Origin of the sequence: Microbispora sp. H10836 (assembly GCF_012999525.1) — a bacterium.
Taxonomy (GTDB): domain Bacteria; phylum Actinomycetota; class Actinomycetes; order Streptosporangiales; family Streptosporangiaceae; genus Microbispora.
In genome coordinates this window covers 96895-116950 of record NZ_JABBWU010000015.1, presented here as the reverse complement: position 1 = coordinate 116950, position 20056 = coordinate 96895, and the positions used below count along the sequence as shown (strand labels likewise).

Below are 20056 nucleotides of genomic sequence, written 5' to 3'. Positions count from 1 at the left end.
GTAACCCTACGCTCACCGGCATGAGCATCCCCACCGAACCCATCGGCAGCCTCCCCCGTCCAGCGACGCTGCTGACCGCCCTGGCCGGCCACGCCGTGGGGCGGGTCGAGGACGACGAACTCGCCGCGCGGCAGGAGGAGGCGACCGCCGACACCATCCGCAGGCTGCAGCGGCTCGGCTGCCCGGTCCTGGTCGACGGTGAGCAGGCCAAGCCGAGCTTCGCCACCTATCCGGTCGCGGGGCTCGGCACGCTCGCGCCGGACGGCGCGGTCATCCCGTTCGCCGATGGGCACACGCGTCAGCTGCCGCGGCTCACCGCAGGGCCGTTCCGCTACGCGACCCACGCCGACGCGTACCTGCGGACGGCCCGCCGGCACACGGATCTGCCGGTCAAGCAGGCCGTCATCGCGCCCTCCGCACTGAGCCTGCTGTATCCGGCCGAGGGCGTCGACGGTTACCCCCGCGAGGTCTTCCTCGACGACCTGGTCGCCGAGGCCGAGGCGGACATCCGCAGGTGCCTCGACGCGGGCGCCCATGTGGTGCAACTGGACTTCACCGAGGGCCGTCTGTCGCTCAAGCTCGACCCCTCGGGCGGCCTGCTGGACGACTTCGTGGCCCTGAACAACCGGGTGCTCGAGCGCTTCACCGCGGCCGAGCGCGCCCGGATCGGCGTGCACACCTGCCCCGGCGGTGACCTGGACTCCACCCACAGCGCCGACGTCGACTACGCCCTGCTGCTCCCCACGTTCTTCCGGCACAGGGTGGGCAGTTTCTACGTCCAGCTCGCGAGCGAGCCCGACCGGGAACGGGTGCTCCACGTGATCGCGGAAACGCTCCCGGCCGAGGCGCGGATCTTCGTGGGAGTGACCGACCCGATCGATCCCGTGGTGGAGACGGCCGAGCAGGTGCGCGACCGCGTCCTGGAGGCGGCCCGGCACCTGCCGCCCGAGAGGCTCGGCACCTGCGACGACTGCGGCTTCGCGCCGTTCGCCGACGACGCCTCGACGTCGCGGGAGACCGCGTTCGCCAAGATCGCCGCGCGGCTGGAGGGCACCAGGCTCGCCGAACAGGCGCTCGGGCTGTAGGCGCTACCAGGAGGCGGTGGGGAACCACCCGTATCCGAACATCGCGGGCAGCCGTACGTCCCAGTAGAGGAACGTGAAGGCGCCGACGACGAGGAAGGTCACGGCGGTGACCGCCGCGATCCGCGTGGGCGACGCCGTGAGCCACTGCGTGAAACGGCCCCTGGTCGCGTAGAGGAGCACCACGAAGAGCAGGGCCATCAAGGTGATGTTGCCGATGGACTGCAGGACGAAGACGGCGGCGCCGTAGAACGGGTTGCGCGTCGCCGCGGCGTACTCGAACAGCTTGTGGAACAGCGGGAACGGACGGCCGACGAGGAACCCGCCGATCAGCGCGCCGACGACGACGAGCCGGGCGTGCGGGAACCGGCCGGACACGCGGGCGAACGGATCGGGCACGACGCGCAGGGCCGCCAGGCCGAGGTAGACGAAGGCCAGGCCGATCAGCCCGAAGACCACGGACGCCTGGATCAGCCGGGGCGGCAGGCCGGAGGACGTCTGCACGGCGGACAACTGGGGAAGCCGGTCGCCGAGCAGCGCCCCGACCGCGCCGTACACCGCGGAGACGACGACCATGCCGAGCGCGAGCCTGCTGAGCGGGCGCAGCACGGCCCTGAACCTGCGGCTGCCCGCGTCCGGAGAGCCGGCCATCGGTGCGATCGCGCCGAACACGGCGATGTTGCACGCGGTGAACGTCCCGGCCAGGCCCGAGACGAACGCGAAGACGGTGCCCGCGGCGAGACCGCCGATCGCCGTCTGCTTGGCGTCGTAGCCGAGCAGGGTGTTGGCGACGTTGTCGCCGATCACGCTGTCCACGAACCGGAACGACCAGAGGGCGGCGATGAGCGCGCCGGCCAGCACGCTGAGGACGACGATCAGGCCACGGCGCCGGGGCACGCCGTCGGAGCGCGAGAGGGACGGGGATGTGGGAAGCGGCAGGGTCCGAGCCATGAAACACCTTTCTCCGGACGAGGACGTGACGGGGGAGGTGCGATCGGGAGCTGCGGAAGCAGGGTCAGGACCGCCCGGCGGCGGCCTGCATCTCGGCGAAGAGCCCCAGGTAGCCGTTGGCGACGATCCGCTCGGCCCGCGCGGCGTACGACTCGGGGTCGTCGGGCGCGATCGTGGCCAGGCCGTCGACGTACCGGTTGAACATGCAGAAGGCGGCGGCGATGAGCACGGTGTCGTGGATTTCCAGGTCGGTCGCGTCCTCGGCGCGCGCCGCGGCGATCTGCTCCTCGCTCACTTCTCTGCCGCCGCGCTGCACGGAGGCCGCGATGCGCAGCAGGGCCCTCATCTTGGGCGTGACCGGTGCGGAGTCGAGGTCGGTGCGCACCTGCTCGACCAGCGTCATCCCCTCGGGCAGCTGGGCGGCGGCGTAGGCGGCGTGCGAGGAGAAGCAGTAACGGCACGCGTTGAGCGACGACACGTACGCCGCGATCAACTCGCGCTCGCCCCGGGAAAGAGTGCTGTCGCCGCGCAGCAGCACCTCGGCGAGCGCGTTCAGCGGCTGGGCGGTCTCGGGGCGGAAGGCGAACAGGCCGCGGATCCCCGGCGCGTCGGATCCGAGGGCGATGTGGGGCATGGACTCTCCCTTGCTGACGGGGGAAGGGGGAAGGGCATCTCCCCAAGCAGCGTCGGCGAGAAAGATCGTCCGGTCAACCTCTGTCTTGCTCACCCTGTCGACGAGCGCCGTGATGTCCCCGCCACGCCGGCGTCGGGCTTCAGACCGTGATCACGAACTCGGCGCCGGCGGCCAGCGCCACCTCGGGGCCGAAGAGCCTGGCCGGGGTGAACGCACCGGGGCGGCCCTCGCCCTTGGCCAGGCGCTGGGCCACCTCGGTGACGGCGCCGGCCGTGAACGTCATGCCCTCGCCGGTGCGCAGCCAGCCCTCACGCACGCGACCGGACGGCCATTCGACTCGGGCACGGCCCCAGGACGATCGGCGCGGACGCTCCTTGGCCGTGGTCGTCGTGACGCGGGCGAGCCGCCGAGTGGCGAAGCCGGCCAGGCCGGGCAGACGCAGCACGCCGCCGATCGCCGGCAGGGCCGCTCGGACGGCAGGGCTGGCCGGGGCGAGAGCCGAGGCGCCGATCACGGACGAGGCACCGCTGGCCTGCCAGGCCGCGAAGAGCTCGCCGCCGCCCAGGGCAGCGGTGGTGACCACGTCGCCGTCGGGGGTGGTCAATCGCTCCGCGGCACCCCCGGCCCGGGCGCGTACCATCCGGCCCTGCCGCACCTCGCGGCCACCGTCGAGCAACGCGTGCACGATGGTGGCGGCCAGGGCTTCGCCGAGGGCGCCGGGCTCGATCGCGACTGACGCGACGGCGTCGACGCGTACTCGCGAAGGCTTCTCCGCGGCCTCCAGCAGATGCAGCAGGATGCTCTCGGTCGCGAGCACGCCGAAGCCCGCGCCGGAGACCAGCGTGCGACCGGTCGCCGCCGCCTCCCGGTCCATGCCGTGGAGCAGCTCGAACGCGCTCAGCTCGTTGGAGACGTCGACGTAGTGGGTGCCCGGTGGGCAGGCCCGCGCGACCTGCGGCGCCGTGACCGCGAACGGCCCCACCGTGTTGATCACGACGGCCGGCGCCTCGGCGGCCAGCCGCGCGCAGACCTCGTCGAGCGAGCCGGTCACCGCCCGGGCGTCCGGACTCACCCGGGTCAGCCGCTCCCGATCGCGGCCGGCCACCACCACCTCGGCACCCGCCTGCCGCAGACGCTCCACCGCCTCCCGGCCGACCCGTCCGGTCGCGCCGAGCACCCAGATCTCGCCCGTCATGTTCGCCTCCATCGGTCATGACATGCCGTGTCATCACTATCGCATAGCATGACATGACGTGTCATCACTAGAATCGGCGACATGGGTCGATGGCAACCGGGTGCGCGAGAACGGCTCGAACAGGCCGCGCTCGATCTCTTCCTCGAGCAGGGGTTCACCGAGACCACCGTGCCGCAGATCACGGCGCGGGCCGGGCTCACGACCCGTACGTTCTTCCGGCACTTCGCCGACAAGCGTGAGGTGCTGTTCGCCGGCGAGGAGTCGGTGCCCGAGCGGGTGGCCCGCTTCATGGCCGAGGCCCCGCCGTCGCTCGGCCCGATGGAACTGATCAGCGAGAACCTGGCCCCCGCCGCGGCCGAGATCTTCGAGGGCCGCAGCCTCGACTACCTGCTACGCCGACGGGCCGCGATCGACGCCGAACCCGCCCTGCACGAGCGCGAGCTGCGCAAGTTCTCGCTGATGTCGCAGGCCCTGGAGCAGGGCTTCCGTGCCCGCGGCGTCGACGAGCTGACCGCCCAGCTGGCGGCGGAGGTCGCCGTGACCACGTTGCGGATAGCGGTGACCCGCTGGCTCAACCAGCATGGCGACCCCGGCCTGCCGGCCACCATCGACCAGACCCTGGCGGCGATGAGGCACCTGACGAACACGCCGTCGGCCTGAGGCCGCGGCCCGCCTGCGGACGCGGGCTCGGCGAACCCGGGAGCGCCGTCAGAGGCTCGTGCCGGTGCGGGCCAGGATGTGCGGCGGGACGGGGTGGGCGGCGGCCCGCGGGTCGGTCACGGGGGCCTGCCACGACGAGGTGAGCGGCAGGACGCCCGCCCACACGTCGTGCGGGTCATCGGCGTCGTCCGGGTGGCCCTCGCGCACCTTGACCGACGCCTCGTCGAGCGGGACCGCGAGAATGGCCGTCGCGGCCAGTTCCCTGCGGTTCGGCTGCCGGGCGTGGTCCCACTGGCCCGGAGCGACGTGCTCGGTCAGGCACCGCAGGGCATCGAGCTTCTCGTCGTCCTCCAGCACGCGCGGCACGCCGTAGATCATCGCGCTGCGGTAGTTGACGCCGTGCTCGAAGACCGACCGGGCCAGCACGAGGCCGTCGACATGGGTGATCGTCACACAGACCGTCGTGCCCCGGGTGAGGCTGCGGCTCGCCACCGAGCCGTGCACGTACAGCTGGGCGTCGTCGAAGCCGTACACCGTCGGCACCACCATGGGATCGCCGTCCACGACGACGCCGAGATGACAGACGAACCCGGCCCGGAGCACCTCGAACAGCGCCTCCCGGTCGGTGCGGCCCTGTTCCCGCAGCCGGCGGTGCCGGGTCCGCGCCGTCGCGGACAGATCACTCATAAGGCGAGATTCAATCAGATAAGGGATGGCCTGCGACGCGCTCAGGGGACGATCTGCGTCTGGACCACGCCGACGAGGTAGGCGGCGCGAACGTGGGGATCGCGCACCATCTTCAGCGCGTCAGCGGGCGGCGTCCAGTCGACCATCACCCCGCAGACCAGTCCGTCGCCGGCCGTGCTCCGCATCGCCGTCAGGTCGAACGCCTTCCTGGTCAGCGCCCTGCGCTGCACCGGGCTGAGGTCCCGCAGCCACGCGCGGAACTGCGCGACCACGTCCGTTGCCTCGCAGGCCGCCGTGTGAAGAGGCCGGCAGTTGTCCTCCGACCACGACAGGGGGAGATGCGCCGGTCCGAGGGCCGGGAACAGCACTCTGTCGCCCTCCAGGCCGTTCGCCGCGAGTTCCGCGTAGGTCAGGGGTTCCTTCAACTCGATGACGAGAGCGACGCCGATGTTCAACTCGCCCAGGTGCGCGGTGGAGACCGCTCCGGCGAGACCGGCCAGAAAGCGCTCGACCTTGCGGCGCTGCCGGAGCGGCCTTCCCGTCCCCTTCAGATACCCCTTCCGCAACACCTCGGTCGCGGCGGTGTCCGGGATGGTCACCAGGTCGATGTTGCCGCCCATCGTGGGATCGAGAGCCACCGTCCGTGGGGGAGTCGCCAGGTGGGCCGGAAGGGGGACGAGCTCGATCGGGACGGTGCCGGGGGCTCCGGTGGGCAGTGTGTTGTCCTCCCGGCTGAAGTCGACGAGAAGGCCCGCCCCGTAATCCGGATGAGCGACGGCCAGGGCGACTCCGTAGGCCGAATACAGTTCGGCCCACTCCTTGCGGCCGATCTCACCGCCGTCTCTCGAGCAGGAGCTCGTCGTGACCAGTGCGGCGGTGAGCGCGATGGAAACCGGCTTGCGCATCCGTGCGAACATCGCCTCCGCCATCCATAGGACGATCATGCTGCCTGTGCATGCTAGGCGGGGGGAGGCGGCTTCTGGCGGGTTCTTTCCCTGTTCGGCATCACGGCGATCGACACAAGCACCCGGCCCGCCCGGCGGGAGTGCCGGGCGGGCCGTGGGATCGCTGTGACGGACCGGATCAGGCGGCCGACGTCGGTCCGGACGTCCTCGGGAACCGGATGACGTTCCCGCCCGTGTAGGCCCGGAGGTCGACGATCTTCCTGTCTCCTCTGTCCCTCCTGGGCCTGCGGCGCAGCGCGGTCCTGATGTCCCTGACCTTGGCGAGCGACGGCACCACCGTGACCATGTTCATTACCCCCCGACCGTGATGGTTCCGTGACCTTGTCGGAATAGATATCGGAGACTCGGTAAAACCGGCGTAAAGCCTCCGCTGTCACGCGGGTCTCAGTAAGGAAGCAGCCGGCCGGAGGGGGTGCGCAGGTCGAGATCGGCGGCGGGACGGCGGATGCGGAGCGGCTTGCGGATCCTGGTGCGTCTCATGGCCTCCTCCTTCCGTGACGTAGGAAGACTATTCGTCTCGCCTGCCATCGTCTTCCGGTTTTCGGGGATAGACCGGATCAGACCCCCGTGCCGGGGACCGTCCGGCTGATCACGGAGATCCGGTTCCAGGCGTTGATCTGCGCGATCGCCACCACCAGCGCGGCCAACTGCTCCTCCGAGTAGTGCTTGGCCGCCTCCTCCCAGACCTCGTCCGGCACCGGGTCGGGCCGGTCGGCGAGCCGGGTCGCGGCCTCGGTCAGCGCGAGCGCGGCCCGCTCGGCGTCGGTGTAGTACGGCGCCTCCCGCCAGGCGGCCACCGACCACAGCCGCTCGTCGCTCTCCCCGGCCTTCTTGGCGTCCCGGCCGTGCATGTCGAGGCAGAAGGCGCAGCCGTTGATCTGGCTGGCCCGGATCTTCATCAGCTCCAGGGTGGGGTGCGGCACCCCGCACTCCCGCAGGAAGCGCTCCACCCCGCTCATCGCCCGGTACGCGTCCGGGGCCAGGTCGCGCACACTGATCCTCGCGGTCATCGCTCAACTCCTCGTCTCGTCGGCCCGCGTCACGCGGGCGAGCTTGTCCGGGTTCAGGACCATGTCGACGGCGGTGACCCGGCCGCCCGCGACGGTGAGGCCGATCACGGAGACCAGCCGGTCGCCGCGGTAGCGCAGCAGCCCCGGCCAGCCGTTCACCACGGCCGGGACCATCTCGTACGGCCCGAACCTGCGTACGCCGAACAGCAGCCTGGCCACCTTGGCCGCGCCGAGAACCGGCCGCCTCCCGGCGCGCACCCGGCCGCCGCCGTCGCTACGGAACACGACGTCCGGGTCGAGCAGCGCGAGCAGCGCGTCGATGTCGTCGCCGGCGCATGCGCGGGCGAAGGCGTGCACCACCCGCCGATGCTCGGAGGGGTCCACGTCGAAGCGGGGCGCGCGCGACGCGACGTGGGCCCGCGCCCGGGCGGCGAGCTGCCGGCAGGCGGCAGGGCTGCGCCCGACCGCCGCGCCCACCTCGGCGAACGTCAGGCCGAACACGTCGTGCAGCACGAACGCCGTCCGCTCGGCCGGGCTGAGCGACTCCAGCACGACGAGCATGGCCATGTTCATCGACTCGTCCAGCGTCACCCGCTCCGCGGGGTCGGCCCGAGTGAGAATCGGCCCGGTGACAAGAGGCTCGGGCAGCCACGGTCCCACGTACTCCTCCCTGCGGTGCCGCGCCGAGCGCAGCACGTCGAGAGCGAGCCGGGAGACCGTGACCACCAGCCAGCCGGTCACGTCCCTGATCTCGTCGCCGCCGTCGGCGGCCCCGGCCGACCGCAGCCGCAGCCAGGCGTCCTGCACGACGTCCTCGGCCTCGTCCAGGCTGCCGAGCAGGCCGTACGCGACGCCGAGCAGCCGGGGCCGCAGAGCCTGGAACTCCGCGTCCAGGCCGGTCACCGCGCTTCCATGGTCGTTCACGCCTTGAGGACGAGACACCTCCTCAGTGTGTGACATCCCTCTGCAGCGGCTGCGCTCGTGGGGAGTCCTGAGCCGGTGCCGGGGAACCTCCGGAGGTGCGGAGGCCGAACGCGACGACGACCGCGCCGAGCACCGCCGCCGCCACAGGGACCGCCAGCGCGGTCCGCAGCCCATCCGGTCCCGCCCCGGCCGCGACGCCGACGGCGGTGACGGCCGACAGCCCGAGCGCCGTGCCGAACTGCATCGCCGTGTAGAGCAGGCCGCCCGCCAGGCCGTGCTCGTCCTCGTCGACGCCCTCCGTCGCGGCCATGGTCAGCGGGCCGTACGCCAGTGAGAAGGACAGGCCGAGCAGGAGCAGCGCCGGAAGCATGGCGGCGTAGGTCCAGTCCATCCCCACGGGCAGGAACAGCGCGTACGCGACCGCCGCGGGCACGATGCCGCCGAACAGCACCCGGGTGTTGCCGAAGCGGTTCACCAGGCGCGGCGTCAGCGTCGGCGCGAGCACCGTGTCGATCCCGATAACCAGCATGGCCAGGCCGGTCTGCATCGTGGTCCAGCCGCGCCACTCCTGGAGATACAGGGTGATCAGGAACTGGAACCCCGCGAACGCGAACAGGAACAGCAGCGCCGCCGCGTTCACCCGCACCAGCGGCGCGGTGCGCAGGATGCCGAGCCGCACCAGGGGCGACGACGACCGCCGCTCGATCGCGGCGAACAGCCCGAGCATCGCCAGCCCCGCCGCGATGGCACCGGCGGTCAGGCCGGGGCCGTCTCCGGGATTCTCCAATCGGACCACCCCGTACGCCAGCAGCAGCATGGCCGCCGTGATGGCGAACGCCCCGGGCAGGTCGAAGCCGCCCGAGGGGTGCTCGCCACCCGTGTCACGGACGAGGACCAGCGCCGCCGCCAGGATCAGCGCGGACAGGATGACCGGCGCGAAGAACACCCACCGCCAGCCGAAGGCGGCGAGCACGCCTCCGGCGACCAGGCCGAGCGAGAATCCGCCCGCCGCCGTGCCCGCGTACACGCCGAGCGCCTTGGTACGCACCGGTCCCTCGGGGAAGTGGGAGGTGACCAGCGCCAGTCCGGCGGGCGCCATGAACGCGGCCGCGACCCCCGTGACGAACCGCGCGGCCAGCAGCATCCAGCCCTGCGTGGCGAGCCCGCCGAGCCCGGAGAAGACCAGGAAGACGGCCAGCCACAGCAGGAACATCCGCCGGTGGCCCAGCAGGTCGGCGGCGCGGCCGCCGAGCAGCATGAAGCCGCCGTAGCCGAGCACGTAGGCGCTGACCACGCCGCTGAGCATCCCGGTGGACAGGCCCAGGTCGGTCCGGATCGACGGCAGCGCCACGTTCAGCGCGCGGACTGCGAGGTGCGGCAGATCCTCGACCGCATCGCCGACAAGTGGTCGCTCCTGGTGATCGCGCTGCTCGACAAGCGGAGCCTGCGCTTCACCGAGCTGCGCCGCGCGATCGACGGGGTCAGTCAGCGGATGCTCGCCCGCACGCTGCGGCACCTGGAACGCGACGGGCTGGTCAGCCGGACGGTGCACCCGACCGTCCCGCCGCGCGTGGACTACGCGTTGACGCCGATGGGCGCGACTTTGCACACCACCATCCGTGCCCTGGTCGACTGGACCGAGGAGCACCAGAACGCCATCGCCGCGGCGCGCGCCGCCTACGACCGGCGCGTGGCCGCCGAGCAGGAGGCCGCCGAGTGCGAAGAGGCCGAACGCCTGGCCGTCGCCCGCGCGGTCCTGCCGATCAGGGGCTGACCGCCGGTACGGGTGCCCGGACGAGCGCGAGCACGCGCCGGGGAAGCGACCTAGGCCGACTCTCTCACGACGAGGCGGGTGGGCAGGATCACCGGGTCCACCGGGCCGCCGCCGTCGATGAGCGTGAGCAGGAGCCGTACGGTCTCCTGCGCGACCTCGGCGAGCGGCTGGCGGACGGTGGTCAGCGGCGGATGCGTGGTGGCGGCCACCGACGAGTCGTCGAAGCCCCCCACGGCCACGTCGTCGGGCACCCGGCGTCCGGCCGCGCGCAGCGTGGACAGCGCGCCGGCCGCCATGAGGTCGGAGGCCACGAAGACGGCGTCGAGGTCGGGCGTGCGCTCCAGCAGCCGCGCCATCGCGCTCTCGCCGCTGAGCTGGGTCCAGTCGCCGTGCTCGATGAGCTTCCTGGAGGCCTTCCTGCCGAGCACGTCGGCGAAACCCTCCAGGCGCTGGATGCCGCCGGGGGTGTCCATCGGGCCGGTGATCGTGGCGATCCTCCTGCGGCCCTGCTCGACCAGGTAGCGGGTCATCTGCCGGGCGCCCTCGCGGTCGTCGGCCGCCGCGTAGGGGATCGTGGTCTCCCGTCCGATGACCGCGCCCTGCGCCACGGCGGGGACCTTCGTCTCCACCAGGGCGTCCACGAGCGTGTCGCCGGCGTGCGTGGACATCAGGAACACGCCGTCGGCGTGGCCGCCGCGCACGTAGCGGAGCACCCGCTCGCGGTCCCCGTCGTCGCCGGCCAGCATGACGACGAGGGACACGTCGCGCTCGGCCAGGCGTTTGATGGCGGTGCGGATCATCACACTGTAGTTGGGGTCCTCGAACAGCTTCTCGTGCGGCTCGGACAGGACCATCACGACCGACCCGGTCCGCTGGGTGACCAGGCTCCTGGCGGCGCGGTTGACGACGTACCCGGTCTCGGCGATGGCCCGGCGGACGGCGGCGTGGGCGGCGGGGCTCACGTACCGGTCGTCGTTGAGCACCCGGGAGACGGTGCCCCGGGAGACGCCCGCCGCCGCGGCCACGTCGTGGATGGTCGGACGTTTCGCCATAGACGTATTTTCCCCCCGCCGATCAGCGTGTTTCCCCGTGTGCATCAGCTTTTCACGGCCCCGCCGGACAGGTCCGTACGCCAGTAGCGCTGCATCGTTAGGAACAGCGCGATCAGCGGGATGAGCGACAGCATCGTCCCCGTGATGATCAGGTTGTACAGCGACGGCTGGTTGGCGCCCGCGGCCAGCAGCGTGTAGAGGCCGACCGTCAGCGGGAACCTGTGGTCGTCGCCCAGCATGATGAACGGCAGCAGGAAGTTGTTCCAGATCGCGACGAACTGGAACAGGAAGATCGTCACCATGCCCGGCGTCATCATCGGCAGCGCCACCTGGCGGAACAGCCGCCACTCGCTCGCGCCGTCCAGCCGGCCCGCCTCCAGCAGCGAGCCCGGGATCGCGGCCCTGGCGTAGATCCGGGCCAGATAGATGCTGTACGGATGCAGGATCTGGGGCAGCAGCACCGACCAGTACGTGTCGGCCAGGCCGGCCTTGGAGAACAGCAGATACTGCGGGATCGCCAGCACCACCGACGGCACGAGGATGCCGCCGATGAGCATGTTGAAGATCAGGTTCCGACCCGGGAAGTCGTACGTGGCGAGGGCGTAGCCCGAGACGGTGGACACCGCGGTCGACAGGACCGCGCCGCCCCCCGCGTACAGGAGGGTGTTGAGCAGCCAGAGCCAGAAGACGCCGTCACGGTAGGCGAACAGGTCGGTCAGGTTGGACAGCAGGCCGGTCCCCGGCGCGAACGTCGAGGTGGAGAACAGCTCGGCCTTCGATTTGGTGGCCGCGACCACCACCCAGCTCACCGGGAACAGGGTGTAGATCGCGCCCAGCACGAGCACTCCGGTCGGTACGATCCCCAGCGGCCGGCGCGGCGCCCGCCGGGCGTGGCCGCGGGTCCGCGGCAGCGCGGTGGCGGCCATCAGCCCTCCCCGAACGCGCGGTTCTTCATGATCCGCAGGAAACCGAACGACAGGACGAGGGAGATCCCGGCGATCACCATGGATGTCGCGGCGGCCGAGTAGAGGTCGCCGGTGACGAACGCGTCGCGGTACACCTTCATCAGGGGGCTCCAGGTCGAGCTGATCGTGTTCGTCAGCGGCCGCAGGGTGGTCGGTTCCGTGAACACCTGGACGGTCGCGATGACGGAGAACACGGTGGTCAGGATGATCGACGGGACCAGGATCGGGATCTTGACGCGCAGCGCGATGCCCAGCTCGCTCGCGCCGTCGATCCTGGCCGCCTCGTAGTACTCCCGCGGCACGGCCCGCAGGTTCGTGTAGAGCACCAGCATGTTGAAGCCGGTGCCGCCCCAGACCGCCACGTTCGCCATGGAGAACGTCACCAGGTCGGCGCTGAGGAACGGGTGCTCGCCGAACGGGCTGAGGCTGGGCAGGTAGAGGAAGCCCCACATCAGCGTCGCGGCCACGCCGGGCACGGCGTACGGCAGGAAGATCGAGATCCGGGTGAGGCGGGCGAGCCGCACGTGCGCGGCGTCGAGCATGAGCGCGAACACGAGGGCGAGCCCCAGCATCAGCGCCAGCACCAGCGCGCCGTATCCGAGGACGCGCAGCCAGCCGGCCCACAGCTCGCCGTCGCCGACGGCGGCCGCGTAGTTGGCGAGCCCGGCGAAGACCTCGGTGCGGGCCCCCTTGCCGAGCCCCAGGCCGGAGACCTTGGTGCGCCGCAGGCTCAGATAGATCGTGTAGCCGATGGGCAGGGCCATGAAGAGCGTGAACAGCGCCATGGCCGGGGCGAGGAACAGGTAGGGCGCGGCGCCCGCGCGGCCGGCGCGGGCGCCTGTCTTCGGAGATCGCATCGTCACTGGGCGAGGCTGAAGCCGGACTTCTGCATGTCGGCGACGGTGGTGTCCTGCATCGTCGCGACGGCGGCGGCGAAGTCGGATTTGGCGGCGACGGCCTTGTCGAAGGCGTCCCTGTAGGCGTTGTACGTCACGTTGACGTTCGGGCCGAAGGTGAAGCCGCGTGCGGTGGCGCCGATGGCGGCGGCCTGCTGCCAGAAGTCGGGCTGGTTGGAGAAGTAGTCCGGCGCCTCGGTCATCAGCGCGGCGCCCTTGGCGGAGGCCGGGTAGACCGCGCCCTCCTTGATCAGCAGGTCGAGCGCCTGCGGGTCGGTGTTGAGCCAGGTGGCGAACTGCGCGGCGGCCGCCTTGTTGGGCGATTTGGCGGCGACGGCGGTGGACGAGCCGCCCCAGAAGCCGCTGTAGTTGTCACCCGCGCTCCACTGCGGCAGCGGGGCGATGGCCCACTTGCCCTTGGCCTTCGGCGCGTTGCTCGACAGCACGCCCGGGCCCCACACCGCCGACGGCCAGGTGAGCAGCTTGCCGTCGTTGAGCGCCTTGTTCCACTCGGGGGTGAAGTACGGCATGCCGTCGATGACGCCCTCCTTCACCAGGCCGCCCCAATAGGAGGCGACCTTCGTGGTGGCCTCGTCGTTCACCGCGACCTTCCAGGCGTCGCCGCTGATCGACCACCACTGCGCGCCCGCCTGCTGGGAGAGGCCGGCGAACCAGCCCGGGTCCTTGCTGGAGAACGTGCCGAGGAAGACCTTCGGGTCCTTCTTGTGCACGGCGCGGGCGGCCTCGGCGTACTCGTCCCAGGTCTTCGGCACCTCGATGCCGTACTTCTCGAACAGGTCCTTGCGGTAGTAGAGCATCATCGGCCCGCTGTCCTGCGGGACCGCGTAGACGGCGTCGGTGCCGAGGGTGACCAGCCCCCAGATGCCCTCGCCGAACTCGGCCTTCGCCTGCGCGGTCTCCGCCTTAAGGTCGGCCACGGCGTCGGCCGCGACGAAGGAGGGCAGCATCTGGTATTCGGCCTGGACCAGGTCCGGCGGGTTGCCGGCCTTGGCGGCGGTGAGGAACTTGGCGGCCGCGTCGTCCCCGCCCGCCTGCTTGCTGACCGTGACCTGGATGTCGGGGTGGGCCTGGTTCCACACCGTGACGATCTTGTCCATGTTCGGGACCCAGGTCCAGTAGGTCAGCTTGACCGGCCCGGCCGGTGCCGCGCTCTGGCTCGCGGCCTCGGAGGACGGCTCCTCGGTGCCGCCCGAGCAGGCCGCCGACAGTGCGGTGGTGAGGATCGCGACGGCCGCCACTGCTAACCGGTTCACACGCATAGGGCCCTCCAGGCAGGGGGGGAGAGGGGGATGGGAGGATGAAACGTTCTGGGAGCGTTCACAGAGTGGAAGGTCCCTCAGGTGCTGTCAATGGCCGTTACCCGGTTGTTAACGCCCCGTCCCTATCAGCGCAAATCGCATGCACCTTCACGCCTGGGCGGCTGTGCGCTACTGTGCACGTTCACAGAAGCAGAATCGAGGGGGAGACGTGCCCGGATATCCCGTCCTGCCCGAGGGCCTCGCCTACGGCGGGGACTACAACCCCGAGCAGTGGCCGGAGGACGTGTGGCGGGAGGACGTCCGCCTGATGCGGGAGGCCGGGGTGAACCTGGTCACCGTGGGGGTCTTCAACTGGGGGCTCATCGAACCGGAGGAGGGCGAGTACGACTTCGCCCGGCTCGACCGGATCCTCGACCTGCTTCACTCGGCCGGCGTGTACGCCGACCTCGCCACCCCCACCTCGTCGCCGCCCACGTGGTTCCGCCGCCGCTACCCCGGCAGCCGCCTGGTGGACCGGGAGGGCCACGTGCTCGGCGGGGGCTCCCGGCACAGCTTCTGCCCGAGCTCGCCCGACTACGCCGCCGCGTCCGAGCGGGTCGTCACCGCCCTGGCCCGGCGGTACGCCGGCCACCCCGCCGTGGCCATGTGGCACGTGCACAACGAGTACGGCTGGGCCAACGCCCACTGCTACTGCCCGACGTCGGCCGAGGCGTTCCGCGCCTGGCTGAGGGACAGGTACGGAGACGTGGGCGCGCTCAACGCCGCCTGGGGCACGACCTTCTGGGGGCTGACCTACGGCTCGTTCGAGGAGGTCGAGCCGCCCGTGGCCGCGCCGGTGGGCCTGCTCACCGGGCTCCAGCTCGACTTCATGCGGTTCTCGGTCGACGCCCACATCGCCTGTTTCCGCAGGGAGCGGGACACGATCCGCCGGTTCTGCGACCTGCCCGTCACGACCAACTTCATGATCCCCAACTGCAAGCCCATGGACTACTGGCGGTGGGCGGCTGAGGTCGACGTGGTGGCCAACGACCACTACCTCGACTCGGGGCGGGCCTATCCGCAGATCGAACTCGCCATGGCCGCCGACCTCACCCGCTCGGTGGCCGGAGGCCGCCCCTGGATGCTGATGGAGCATTCGACGGGCGCGGTCAACTGGCAGCCGCGCAACCTCGCCAAACGGCCGGGGGAGATGCGCCGCAACACGCTCGCCCACGTGGCGCGCGGCTCGGACTCGGCGATGTTCTTCCAGTGGCGCGCCTCCCGCTACGGAGCGGAGAAGTTCCACTCGGCGATGGTGCCGCACGCCGGGACCGACTCGCGGATGTGGCGCGAGGTGGTGGCGCTCGGCGCGGACCTGCGCGAACTCGCCGGGGTGAGGGGCTCGCGGGTGGCGGCCGAGGTCGCCGTGGTGTGGGACTGGGAGTCCTACTGGGCGCTCGAGTTCGAGTGGCGGCCGTCGGCCGACCTGCGCTTCCGGGAGCGCGTCGAGGCCTATTACGAGGCGCTGTGGCGGGAGCACGTCACCGTCGACTTCGTCCATCCGTCGGCCGACCTGTCGCCGTACCGGCTGGTCGTCGCGCCGAGCTCCTACCTGCTCGGCGAGGCGCCGGCGAAGAACCTGCACCGCTACGTGGAGGCGGGCGGGCACCTGCTCGTCTCGTACTTCTCCGGCATCGTGGACGAGAACGACACCATCCACGCGGGGCCCCATCCCGGGGCGCTGCGCGAGGTGCTCGGCGTTGCCGTCGAGGAGTTCCACCCGCTCCGCGAGCACGAGACCGTGACGCTGGAGCCCTTCTCCGCGACCGGCCGGATCTGGTCCGAGCGCGTACGGCTCGCGGGGGCGCGAGCCGTGCACGAGTTCGCCGACGGGCCCGACGCCGGGCACCCCGCCGTCACCCGGCACGAGCTGGGCGCGGGCACCGCGTGGTACGTGTCCACCGCCCTGGACGCCGGGTCCGGCCTGCGCGGGCTCCTCGGCCGGGTGCTCGACGGCGCGGGCGTGTCCCGGCCGCGCGGCCTGCCCGACACGCTGGAGCTCGTGTGGCGGGGCGACCACCTGTTCCTCATCAACCACGGGGACGCGCCGGTCACCGTGCACGGGGTGACCGGCACCGGAGTGCTCGACGGCGCCGCGTACGACGGTTCGGCGACGGTGCCCACCGGGGGCGTCGTGGTGGTCCGCACCGCTTGAGACTCCCCGGCGCCGTGCCGCACCTGACCGGCGACGCGGCGCCGGGGCCCGCACAATCGAACACGGGGGAACACGGCTCGTCCTCTCCTGACCGGAGGATCTCATGGCTCGATTCCTGGCGGCCCTGCTGTGCGCGATGGCCGCGCTGTTCACCACCGTCGCCCCGGCAGTGGCCGCGGCACCGGCCGGCGGCGGCCGGAAGCCGGGCGGCCCACCACCCCACCTCGCGATCAGGGGCGCCGACGTGTCGAGCCTCGCCAAGTCCGAGGCGCTGGGCGGGACGTACCGCTACGCGAACGGGCGGCGGGGCGACGCGCTGGCGATCCTGCGGCACAGCGGGGTCAACTACATCCGGCTCAAGGTGTGGGTGAACCCCGCCGACGGCTACAACACCAAGAACCAGGTGCTCGCGATCGCGAAGCGGGCCAAGGCGCTCGGCATGGGCCTGCTGGTCGACTTCCACTACTCCGACTCCTGGGCCGACCCCGGCAAGCAGAACAAGCCCGCCGCCTGGTCCTCGCTGTCCTTCGAGGAACTGAAGCAGGCGGTGTACGACCACACCTACGACGTGCTGAGCGCGCTGAAGGCGCAGGGCACGACGGCCGACATGGTGCAGGTCGGCAACGAGATCAACGGCGGCCTGCTGTGGCCGGACGGCCGGTGGGACGCCTGGCCGGGAATGGCCGCCCTGCTGGGCGCCGGGTACGACGCGGTCAAGGCGGTGTCGGCCGGAACGAAGGTCGTGCTGCACCTGGCGGACGGCGGCGACAACGGCCTCTACCGGTGGTGGTTCGACACCGCCGCGTCCTACGGCGTCCGCTACGACGTGATCGGCCTGTCGTACTACCCGTTCTGGCACGGCACCCTCGCCGCGTTCCAGGCCAACCTGAACGACGTCGCCGCGCGGTACGGCAAGCCGGTCGTGGTGGCCGAGACCGCCTATCCCTTCACGACGGCCGACGACGACGGCTGGGAGAACATCGTCACCTCCGCCGAGCCGTACCCCGGATATCCGGCGACCCCCGCGGGTCAGGCGGCGTTCGCCCGTGACCTGACGAACATCGTGCGGGCGGTGCCCGGCGGGCTTGGCCTGGGGGCCTTCTGGTGGGAGGCCACCTGGACGGGGGTGAAGGGCAACGGCTGGGATCCCGCCGACCCGTCGTCGGGCAACGCCTGGGAGAACCAGGCGCTGTTCGGCTTCGACGACCGGGCGCTGCCCGCGCTGCGGGAGTTCGCCCGCCGCTGAGTATCGAAGCGTCCCTCGCCGTGGCGACCTGACCTCGTGACGGCGGGGGTTCGGGGGCGTCCGTCCATTCCTCTCCTGACCGGAGGACTCATGAGAAAGATCCTGGCGGCGCTGGTCGTATGCGCCGCCGCGGTGCTCCCCGCCGCGCAACCGGCGCAGGCCGCCACCCCACTGACCATGCTCGGAGCCGACGTCTCCTCCGTGCAGCGCTCCCTCGACCTGGGGGCGAAGTACTACGACGCCAGCGGCGCCCAGAGGGACCCGCTCGACATCCTCAAGGGCGTCGGCGTCAACTACGTCCGCCTGCGGATCTGGAACAACCCGGCCAGCGGCTACAACAACAAGGCGAAGGTCCTGCAGTACGCCAGGACGGTCAAGGCCAAGGGCCTGAAGCTGATGATCGACTTCCATTACTCGGACACCTGGGCGGATCCCGGCAAGCAGTACAAGCCCGCCGCGTGGGCGAGCCACGGCATCGGCCAGTTGCAGACCGACGTCTACAACTACACCTACGACGTGTGCTCCAGCCTCAAGGCCCAGGGCACCACCCCTGACAGCGTGCAGATCGGCAACGAGATCAACGTCGGCATGCTGTGGAACGACGGCAAGGTCGTCAACAACGACTTCACGAACCTGAGCCTGCTGCTCAAGGCCGGCTACAACGCGACCAAGGCGTGCAACTCCGGCACTCAGGTGATCATCCACACCGCGAACGCCGACAGCGACGCGCACGCCCGTTGGTTCTACGACGGCATCCGGGCCAAGGGCGTCCCCTGGGACATCACCGGCCTGTCGTACTACTGCATGTGGCACGGCACGCTGTCCAACCTGTCCAGCGTGATCTCGGACATGCGGTCCCGCTACGGCAAGCCGGTCGTCATCGCCGAGACGGCCTACCCGTTCACTCCTGACAACGCCGACTGGGAGGGCAACTCGGTCACGTCGGGCTGCCCGGGGTACGGCCTCACCTGGCAGGGGCAGGGCGCCGAGTTCGCGGCGGTGCAGAGCACGGCCCGCAACGCGGGTGCCGTCGGAGTCTTCTACTGGGAGCCGACGTGGTACGCCGTGCCCGGCAACGGCTGGGACCCGGCGAACATCAACGGCACCGGCGACGGCTGGGACAACATGGCCGTCTTCGACTGGACCGGCCACATCAACCCGAACGTCAGGTGGACCCCGTAACCGCCTGAAACCAAGCGGGCCGTCCTGAGGGTGCACCCCTCCGGGCGGCCCGCCCCTCCGGCACACGGGCCGGCCCGCCTTCAATCGAACAGGTCGTCGGCTGATTTGACCTTGGGGGCCTTATGCAGCCATGCGCCCAGTTGGTCGAGGCTCTTGCATCGGTTGATCCGTTCCGCCGCGTCGTCGGAAAACTCCACGCCGCGCATCTCCAGCACCCTGACGATCCCCGCGATCAGCGTCGCCTCCGCCTGCCCCAGGGCGCGGCCCGCTTCGATCCAGTGAGGGAAATATTTCTTACCGAGGTAGTCGAAGTCCTGCATGGTCTTACTCATCGAACAACTCGTCGGACGAGGTGATGACGGCGGCCCTACGGACCCAGGCCTCCAGTTGGTTCGTGTCCTCACACCGCTGGATCCGTTCGCGTGCGTCGTCGGAGATCTCCAGGCCTCGGGCGTCCAGCACGGTCAAGATCGATTTGATCTCGCCTTTTACCTCGCCTTTCACCTCGCCTTTGGCCAGCCAGTGGGAGAAGTACTTCTCGCCGAGGTAGTCGAAGTCCTGAATGGTGGTCACCATCTCCTCCAGACGCTTGACCGTCACATCCCGTAGCGAGCTGATCACGTAGCTCAAATATACTCTGGCGCGATCCTCATCCAATGTCGCCAGCCCCGCCAGCATCGCCTCCAGCACCATCTCGTTGTCGGACTCGTCGGGGTGTGCCACGGCCGAGAGGACGGCGAGTTCCGGGCAGGCGCGGGCCTGGTCGGGGTTGGTGATGAGGGGCATGCGGCCGGGGTCGATCACGAGCGGCGTGATGGCGCCGTTCGGGCCCAGCCGGATCGTCCTCTCGCACCAGCGGGCCATCGACCGATCCGGGCAGATGACCAGCAGTGCGGTGTCGCACTTGTGCTGCGATCGCAACGTCGTGATGTAGACCGGCCAGCTGAAGCGCTTGCCATAGTCCCGGCCGAGCTGAACCTCCACGATGACGGCCATCACCGCGGTTCCGGTCTCGTCCCGTACGACCACCACCGAGTCGGCGCGGAACTCGATCGGCGATTGACGGCTATTAAAAGCGCTCAGGGCTCGGGGATGGCTTCCCATTCGCGGCAGGGGGTGAGCGCGTGGTGCTGGTAGATGACGCCGACCGCGGGGCGGGACCAGCCGAGTGCGACGGTGTCGCCGTCCGTGTACGGAACCGGCTCGCCGAGGTCGGCGGCGGTCACGGGCTGGCCTCCGGGGCCGCAGACGCACTCGGGGCTGCCCTCGTGGTCGATCACGTCGTCGAGCGGCATCACATGCACGAACCTGTCCATCTCACCTACCTTGGCGGGGGATTGCGGTCACATTACCTCAAAC

General features: G+C 70.8%; 22 protein-coding genes. 6 read left to right on the top strand and 16 right to left on the bottom strand.

Features of this window, described 5'->3' with window-relative positions:
• The first annotated feature begins 20 nt into the window (after positions 1-20).
• Entirely contained in the window at positions 21-1085 is a 1065-nt protein-coding gene (locus HHX30_RS26235) for a cobalamin-independent methionine synthase II family protein (RefSeq protein WP_169984660.1), read from the top strand.
• Between the two features lie 3 nt (positions 1086-1088).
• Here HHX30_RS26235 and HHX30_RS26230 read toward each other — a convergent pair whose 3' ends face one another.
• The 3 genes from HHX30_RS26230 to HHX30_RS26220 form a co-directional block, all read right to left on the bottom strand.
• On the bottom strand, positions 1089-2033 hold the full coding sequence (locus tag HHX30_RS26230) for a hypothetical protein (RefSeq protein ID WP_169984659.1): 945 nt from the start codon (positions 2031-2033) through the stop codon (positions 1089-1091).
• Positions 2034-2097: 64 nt separating this feature from the next.
• Positions 2098-2667: a carboxymuconolactone decarboxylase family protein gene (locus HHX30_RS26225; protein ID WP_169984658.1), complete on the bottom strand. Its 570-nt coding sequence runs from the start codon at positions 2665-2667 to the stop codon at positions 2098-2100.
• Positions 2668-2806: 139 nt separating this feature from the next.
• Entirely contained in the window at positions 2807-3862 is a 1056-nt protein-coding gene (locus HHX30_RS26220) for a saccharopine dehydrogenase NADP-binding domain-containing protein (RefSeq protein WP_169984657.1), read from the bottom strand.
• Positions 3863-3943: 81 nt separating this feature from the next.
• Between HHX30_RS26220 and HHX30_RS26215 the strand changes: the two genes are divergently transcribed.
• Positions 3944-4522, top strand: a complete 579-nt coding sequence (locus HHX30_RS26215) for a TetR/AcrR family transcriptional regulator (protein ID WP_169984656.1) — start codon at positions 3944-3946, stop codon at positions 4520-4522.
• A 48-nt stretch (positions 4523-4570) separates the two neighbouring features.
• On the opposite strand, the gene HHX30_RS26210 is transcribed toward HHX30_RS26215, so the two are convergent.
• From HHX30_RS26210 to HHX30_RS26185, 6 genes are all read right to left on the bottom strand, one after another.
• A complete protein-coding gene (locus HHX30_RS26210; protein WP_169984655.1) occupies positions 4571-5209 on the bottom strand; it encodes a pyridoxamine 5'-phosphate oxidase family protein in 639 nt (212 codons plus the stop codon).
• Between the two features lie 41 nt (positions 5210-5250).
• Positions 5251-6153, bottom strand: a complete 903-nt coding sequence (locus tag HHX30_RS26205) for a hypothetical protein (RefSeq protein ID WP_169984654.1) — start codon at positions 6151-6153, stop codon at positions 5251-5253.
• A gap of 139 nt (positions 6154-6292) precedes the next feature.
• Complete coding sequence (locus HHX30_RS26200; RefSeq protein WP_169984569.1) at positions 6293-6460, bottom strand: hypothetical protein; 168 nt, start codon at positions 6458-6460, stop codon at positions 6293-6295.
• Positions 6461-6731: 271 nt separating this feature from the next.
• Positions 6732-7184: a carboxymuconolactone decarboxylase family protein gene (locus HHX30_RS26195; RefSeq protein ID WP_169984653.1), complete on the bottom strand. Its 453-nt coding sequence runs from the start codon at positions 7182-7184 to the stop codon at positions 6732-6734.
• A 3-nt stretch (positions 7185-7187) separates the two neighbouring features.
• Positions 7188-8108 carry an RNA polymerase sigma factor SigJ gene (sigJ, locus tag HHX30_RS26190; RefSeq protein WP_311922867.1) on the bottom strand — a complete coding sequence of 307 codons (921 nt, stop codon included), beginning with the start codon at positions 8106-8108 and terminating at the stop codon, positions 7188-7190.
• Positions 8109-8130: 22 nt separating this feature from the next.
• A complete protein-coding gene (locus tag HHX30_RS26185; RefSeq protein WP_311922866.1) occupies positions 8131-9459 on the bottom strand; it encodes an MFS transporter in 1329 nt (442 codons plus the stop codon).
• 21 nt (positions 9460-9480) lie between these two features.
• Here HHX30_RS26185 and HHX30_RS40850 point away from each other — a divergent pair, with 21 nt between their 5' ends.
• Positions 9481-9882, top strand: coding sequence for a helix-turn-helix domain-containing protein (locus tag HHX30_RS40850; RefSeq protein WP_311922865.1), 402 nt, complete (start codon positions 9481-9483; stop codon positions 9880-9882).
• 50 nt (positions 9883-9932) lie between these two features.
• Here the strand turns inward: HHX30_RS40850 and HHX30_RS26175 are convergent, their stop codons facing one another.
• From HHX30_RS26175 to HHX30_RS26160, 4 genes are read right to left on the bottom strand one after another with little or no spacing between them, the layout of a single operon-like run.
• On the bottom strand, positions 9933-10934 hold the full coding sequence (locus HHX30_RS26175) for a LacI family DNA-binding transcriptional regulator (RefSeq protein WP_169984649.1): 1002 nt from the start codon (positions 10932-10934) through the stop codon (positions 9933-9935).
• A gap of 44 nt (positions 10935-10978) precedes the next feature.
• Positions 10979-11860 carry a carbohydrate ABC transporter permease gene (locus HHX30_RS26170; RefSeq protein WP_169984648.1) on the bottom strand — a complete coding sequence of 294 codons (882 nt, stop codon included), beginning with the start codon at positions 11858-11860 and terminating at the stop codon, positions 10979-10981.
• Entirely contained in the window at positions 11860-12756 is an 897-nt protein-coding gene (locus HHX30_RS26165; RefSeq protein WP_169984829.1) for a carbohydrate ABC transporter permease, read from the bottom strand. Before HHX30_RS26165 ends, HHX30_RS26170 begins: the two co-directional genes overlap by 1 nt.
• Positions 12757-12758: 2 nt before the next feature.
• Positions 12759-14075: an ABC transporter substrate-binding protein gene (locus tag HHX30_RS26160; RefSeq protein ID WP_169984647.1), complete on the bottom strand. Its 1317-nt coding sequence runs from the start codon at positions 14073-14075 to the stop codon at positions 12759-12761.
• 208 nt (positions 14076-14283) lie between these two features.
• Here HHX30_RS26160 and HHX30_RS26155 point away from each other — a divergent pair, with 208 nt between their 5' ends.
• The 3 genes from HHX30_RS26155 (at position 14284) to HHX30_RS26145 (ending at position 18697) form a co-directional block, all read left to right on the top strand.
• Positions 14284-16269, top strand: coding sequence for a beta-galactosidase (locus HHX30_RS26155; RefSeq protein WP_311922864.1), 1986 nt, complete (start codon positions 14284-14286; stop codon positions 16267-16269).
• A 103-nt stretch (positions 16270-16372) separates the two neighbouring features.
• Positions 16373-17515, top strand: a complete 1143-nt coding sequence (locus HHX30_RS26150) for an arabinogalactan endo-1,4-beta-galactosidase (protein ID WP_169984645.1) — start codon at positions 16373-16375, stop codon at positions 17513-17515.
• 90 nt (positions 17516-17605) lie between these two features.
• Positions 17606-18697 (top strand): glycosyl hydrolase 53 family protein, encoded by a 1092-nt coding sequence (locus tag HHX30_RS26145; RefSeq protein ID WP_169984644.1) that lies wholly within the window; start codon positions 17606-17608, stop codon positions 18695-18697.
• Positions 18698-18777: 80 nt separating this feature from the next.
• Here HHX30_RS26145 and HHX30_RS26140 read toward each other — a convergent pair whose 3' ends face one another.
• Genes HHX30_RS26140 through HHX30_RS26130 form a run of 3 tightly spaced genes read right to left on the bottom strand, consistent with a single transcriptional unit; the run spans position 18778 to position 20013 of the window.
• On the bottom strand, positions 18778-19017 hold the full coding sequence (locus HHX30_RS26140; protein WP_169984643.1) for a hypothetical protein: 240 nt from the start codon (positions 19015-19017) through the stop codon (positions 18778-18780).
• Between the two features lie 4 nt (positions 19018-19021).
• On the bottom strand, positions 19022-19801 hold the full coding sequence (locus HHX30_RS26135; protein ID WP_169984642.1) for a hypothetical protein: 780 nt from the start codon (positions 19799-19801) through the stop codon (positions 19022-19024).
• Positions 19777-20013: a hypothetical protein gene (locus HHX30_RS26130; RefSeq protein WP_169984568.1), complete on the bottom strand. Its 237-nt coding sequence runs from the start codon at positions 20011-20013 to the stop codon at positions 19777-19779. The genes HHX30_RS26135 and HHX30_RS26130 overlap by 25 nt, the downstream gene beginning before the upstream one ends.
• Positions 20014-20056 lie beyond the last annotated feature (43 nt).

What these genes read in the sequence shown, in the direction of transcription:
- HHX30_RS26175 (WP_169984649.1), bottom strand. Translation starts at nt 10,934, where the DNA reads ATGGCGAAACGTCCGACCATCCACGACGTGGCCGCGGCGGCGGGCGTC.
- HHX30_RS26225 (WP_169984658.1), bottom strand. Translation starts at nt 2,667, where the DNA reads ATGCCCCACATCGCCCTCGGATCCGACGCGCCGGGGATCCGCGGCCTG.
- HHX30_RS26140 (WP_169984643.1), bottom strand. Translation starts at nt 19,017, where the DNA reads ATGCAGGACTTCGACTACCTCGGTAAGAAATATTTCCCTCACTGGATC.
- HHX30_RS26170 (WP_169984648.1), bottom strand. Translation starts at nt 11,860, where the DNA reads ATGGCCGCCACCGCGCTGCCGCGGACCCGCGGCCACGCCCGGCGGGCG.
- HHX30_RS26200 (WP_169984569.1), bottom strand. Translation starts at nt 6,460, where the DNA reads ATGGTCACGGTGGTGCCGTCGCTCGCCAAGGTCAGGGACATCAGGACC.
- HHX30_RS26235 (WP_169984660.1), top strand. Translation starts at nt 21, where the DNA reads ATGAGCATCCCCACCGAACCCATCGGCAGCCTCCCCCGTCCAGCGACG.
- HHX30_RS26210 (WP_169984655.1), bottom strand. Translation starts at nt 5,209, where the DNA reads ATGAGTGATCTGTCCGCGACGGCGCGGACCCGGCACCGCCGGCTGCGG.
- HHX30_RS26215 (WP_169984656.1), top strand. Translation starts at nt 3,944, where the DNA reads ATGGGTCGATGGCAACCGGGTGCGCGAGAACGGCTCGAACAGGCCGCG.
- HHX30_RS26130 (WP_169984568.1), bottom strand. Translation starts at nt 20,013, where the DNA reads ATGGACAGGTTCGTGCATGTGATGCCGCTCGACGACGTGATCGACCAC.
- HHX30_RS26160 (WP_169984647.1), bottom strand. Translation starts at nt 14,075, where the DNA reads ATGCGTGTGAACCGGTTAGCAGTGGCGGCCGTCGCGATCCTCACCACC.
- HHX30_RS26205 (WP_169984654.1), bottom strand. Translation starts at nt 6,153, where the DNA reads ATGATCGTCCTATGGATGGCGGAGGCGATGTTCGCACGGATGCGCAAG.
- HHX30_RS26150 (WP_169984645.1), top strand. Translation starts at nt 16,373, where the DNA reads ATGGCTCGATTCCTGGCGGCCCTGCTGTGCGCGATGGCCGCGCTGTTC.
- HHX30_RS26165 (WP_169984829.1), bottom strand. Translation starts at nt 12,756, where the DNA reads ATGCGATCTCCGAAGACAGGCGCCCGCGCCGGCCGCGCGGGCGCCGCG.
- HHX30_RS26145 (WP_169984644.1), top strand. Translation starts at nt 17,606, where the DNA reads ATGAGAAAGATCCTGGCGGCGCTGGTCGTATGCGCCGCCGCGGTGCTC.
- HHX30_RS26230 (WP_169984659.1), bottom strand. Translation starts at nt 2,033, where the DNA reads ATGGCTCGGACCCTGCCGCTTCCCACATCCCCGTCCCTCTCGCGCTCC.
- HHX30_RS26220 (WP_169984657.1), bottom strand. Translation starts at nt 3,862, where the DNA reads ATGACGGGCGAGATCTGGGTGCTCGGCGCGACCGGACGGGTCGGCCGG.
- HHX30_RS26135 (WP_169984642.1), bottom strand. Translation starts at nt 19,801, where the DNA reads ATGGGAAGCCATCCCCGAGCCCTGAGCGCTTTTAATAGCCGTCAATCG.
- HHX30_RS26195 (WP_169984653.1), bottom strand. Translation starts at nt 7,184, where the DNA reads ATGACCGCGAGGATCAGTGTGCGCGACCTGGCCCCGGACGCGTACCGG.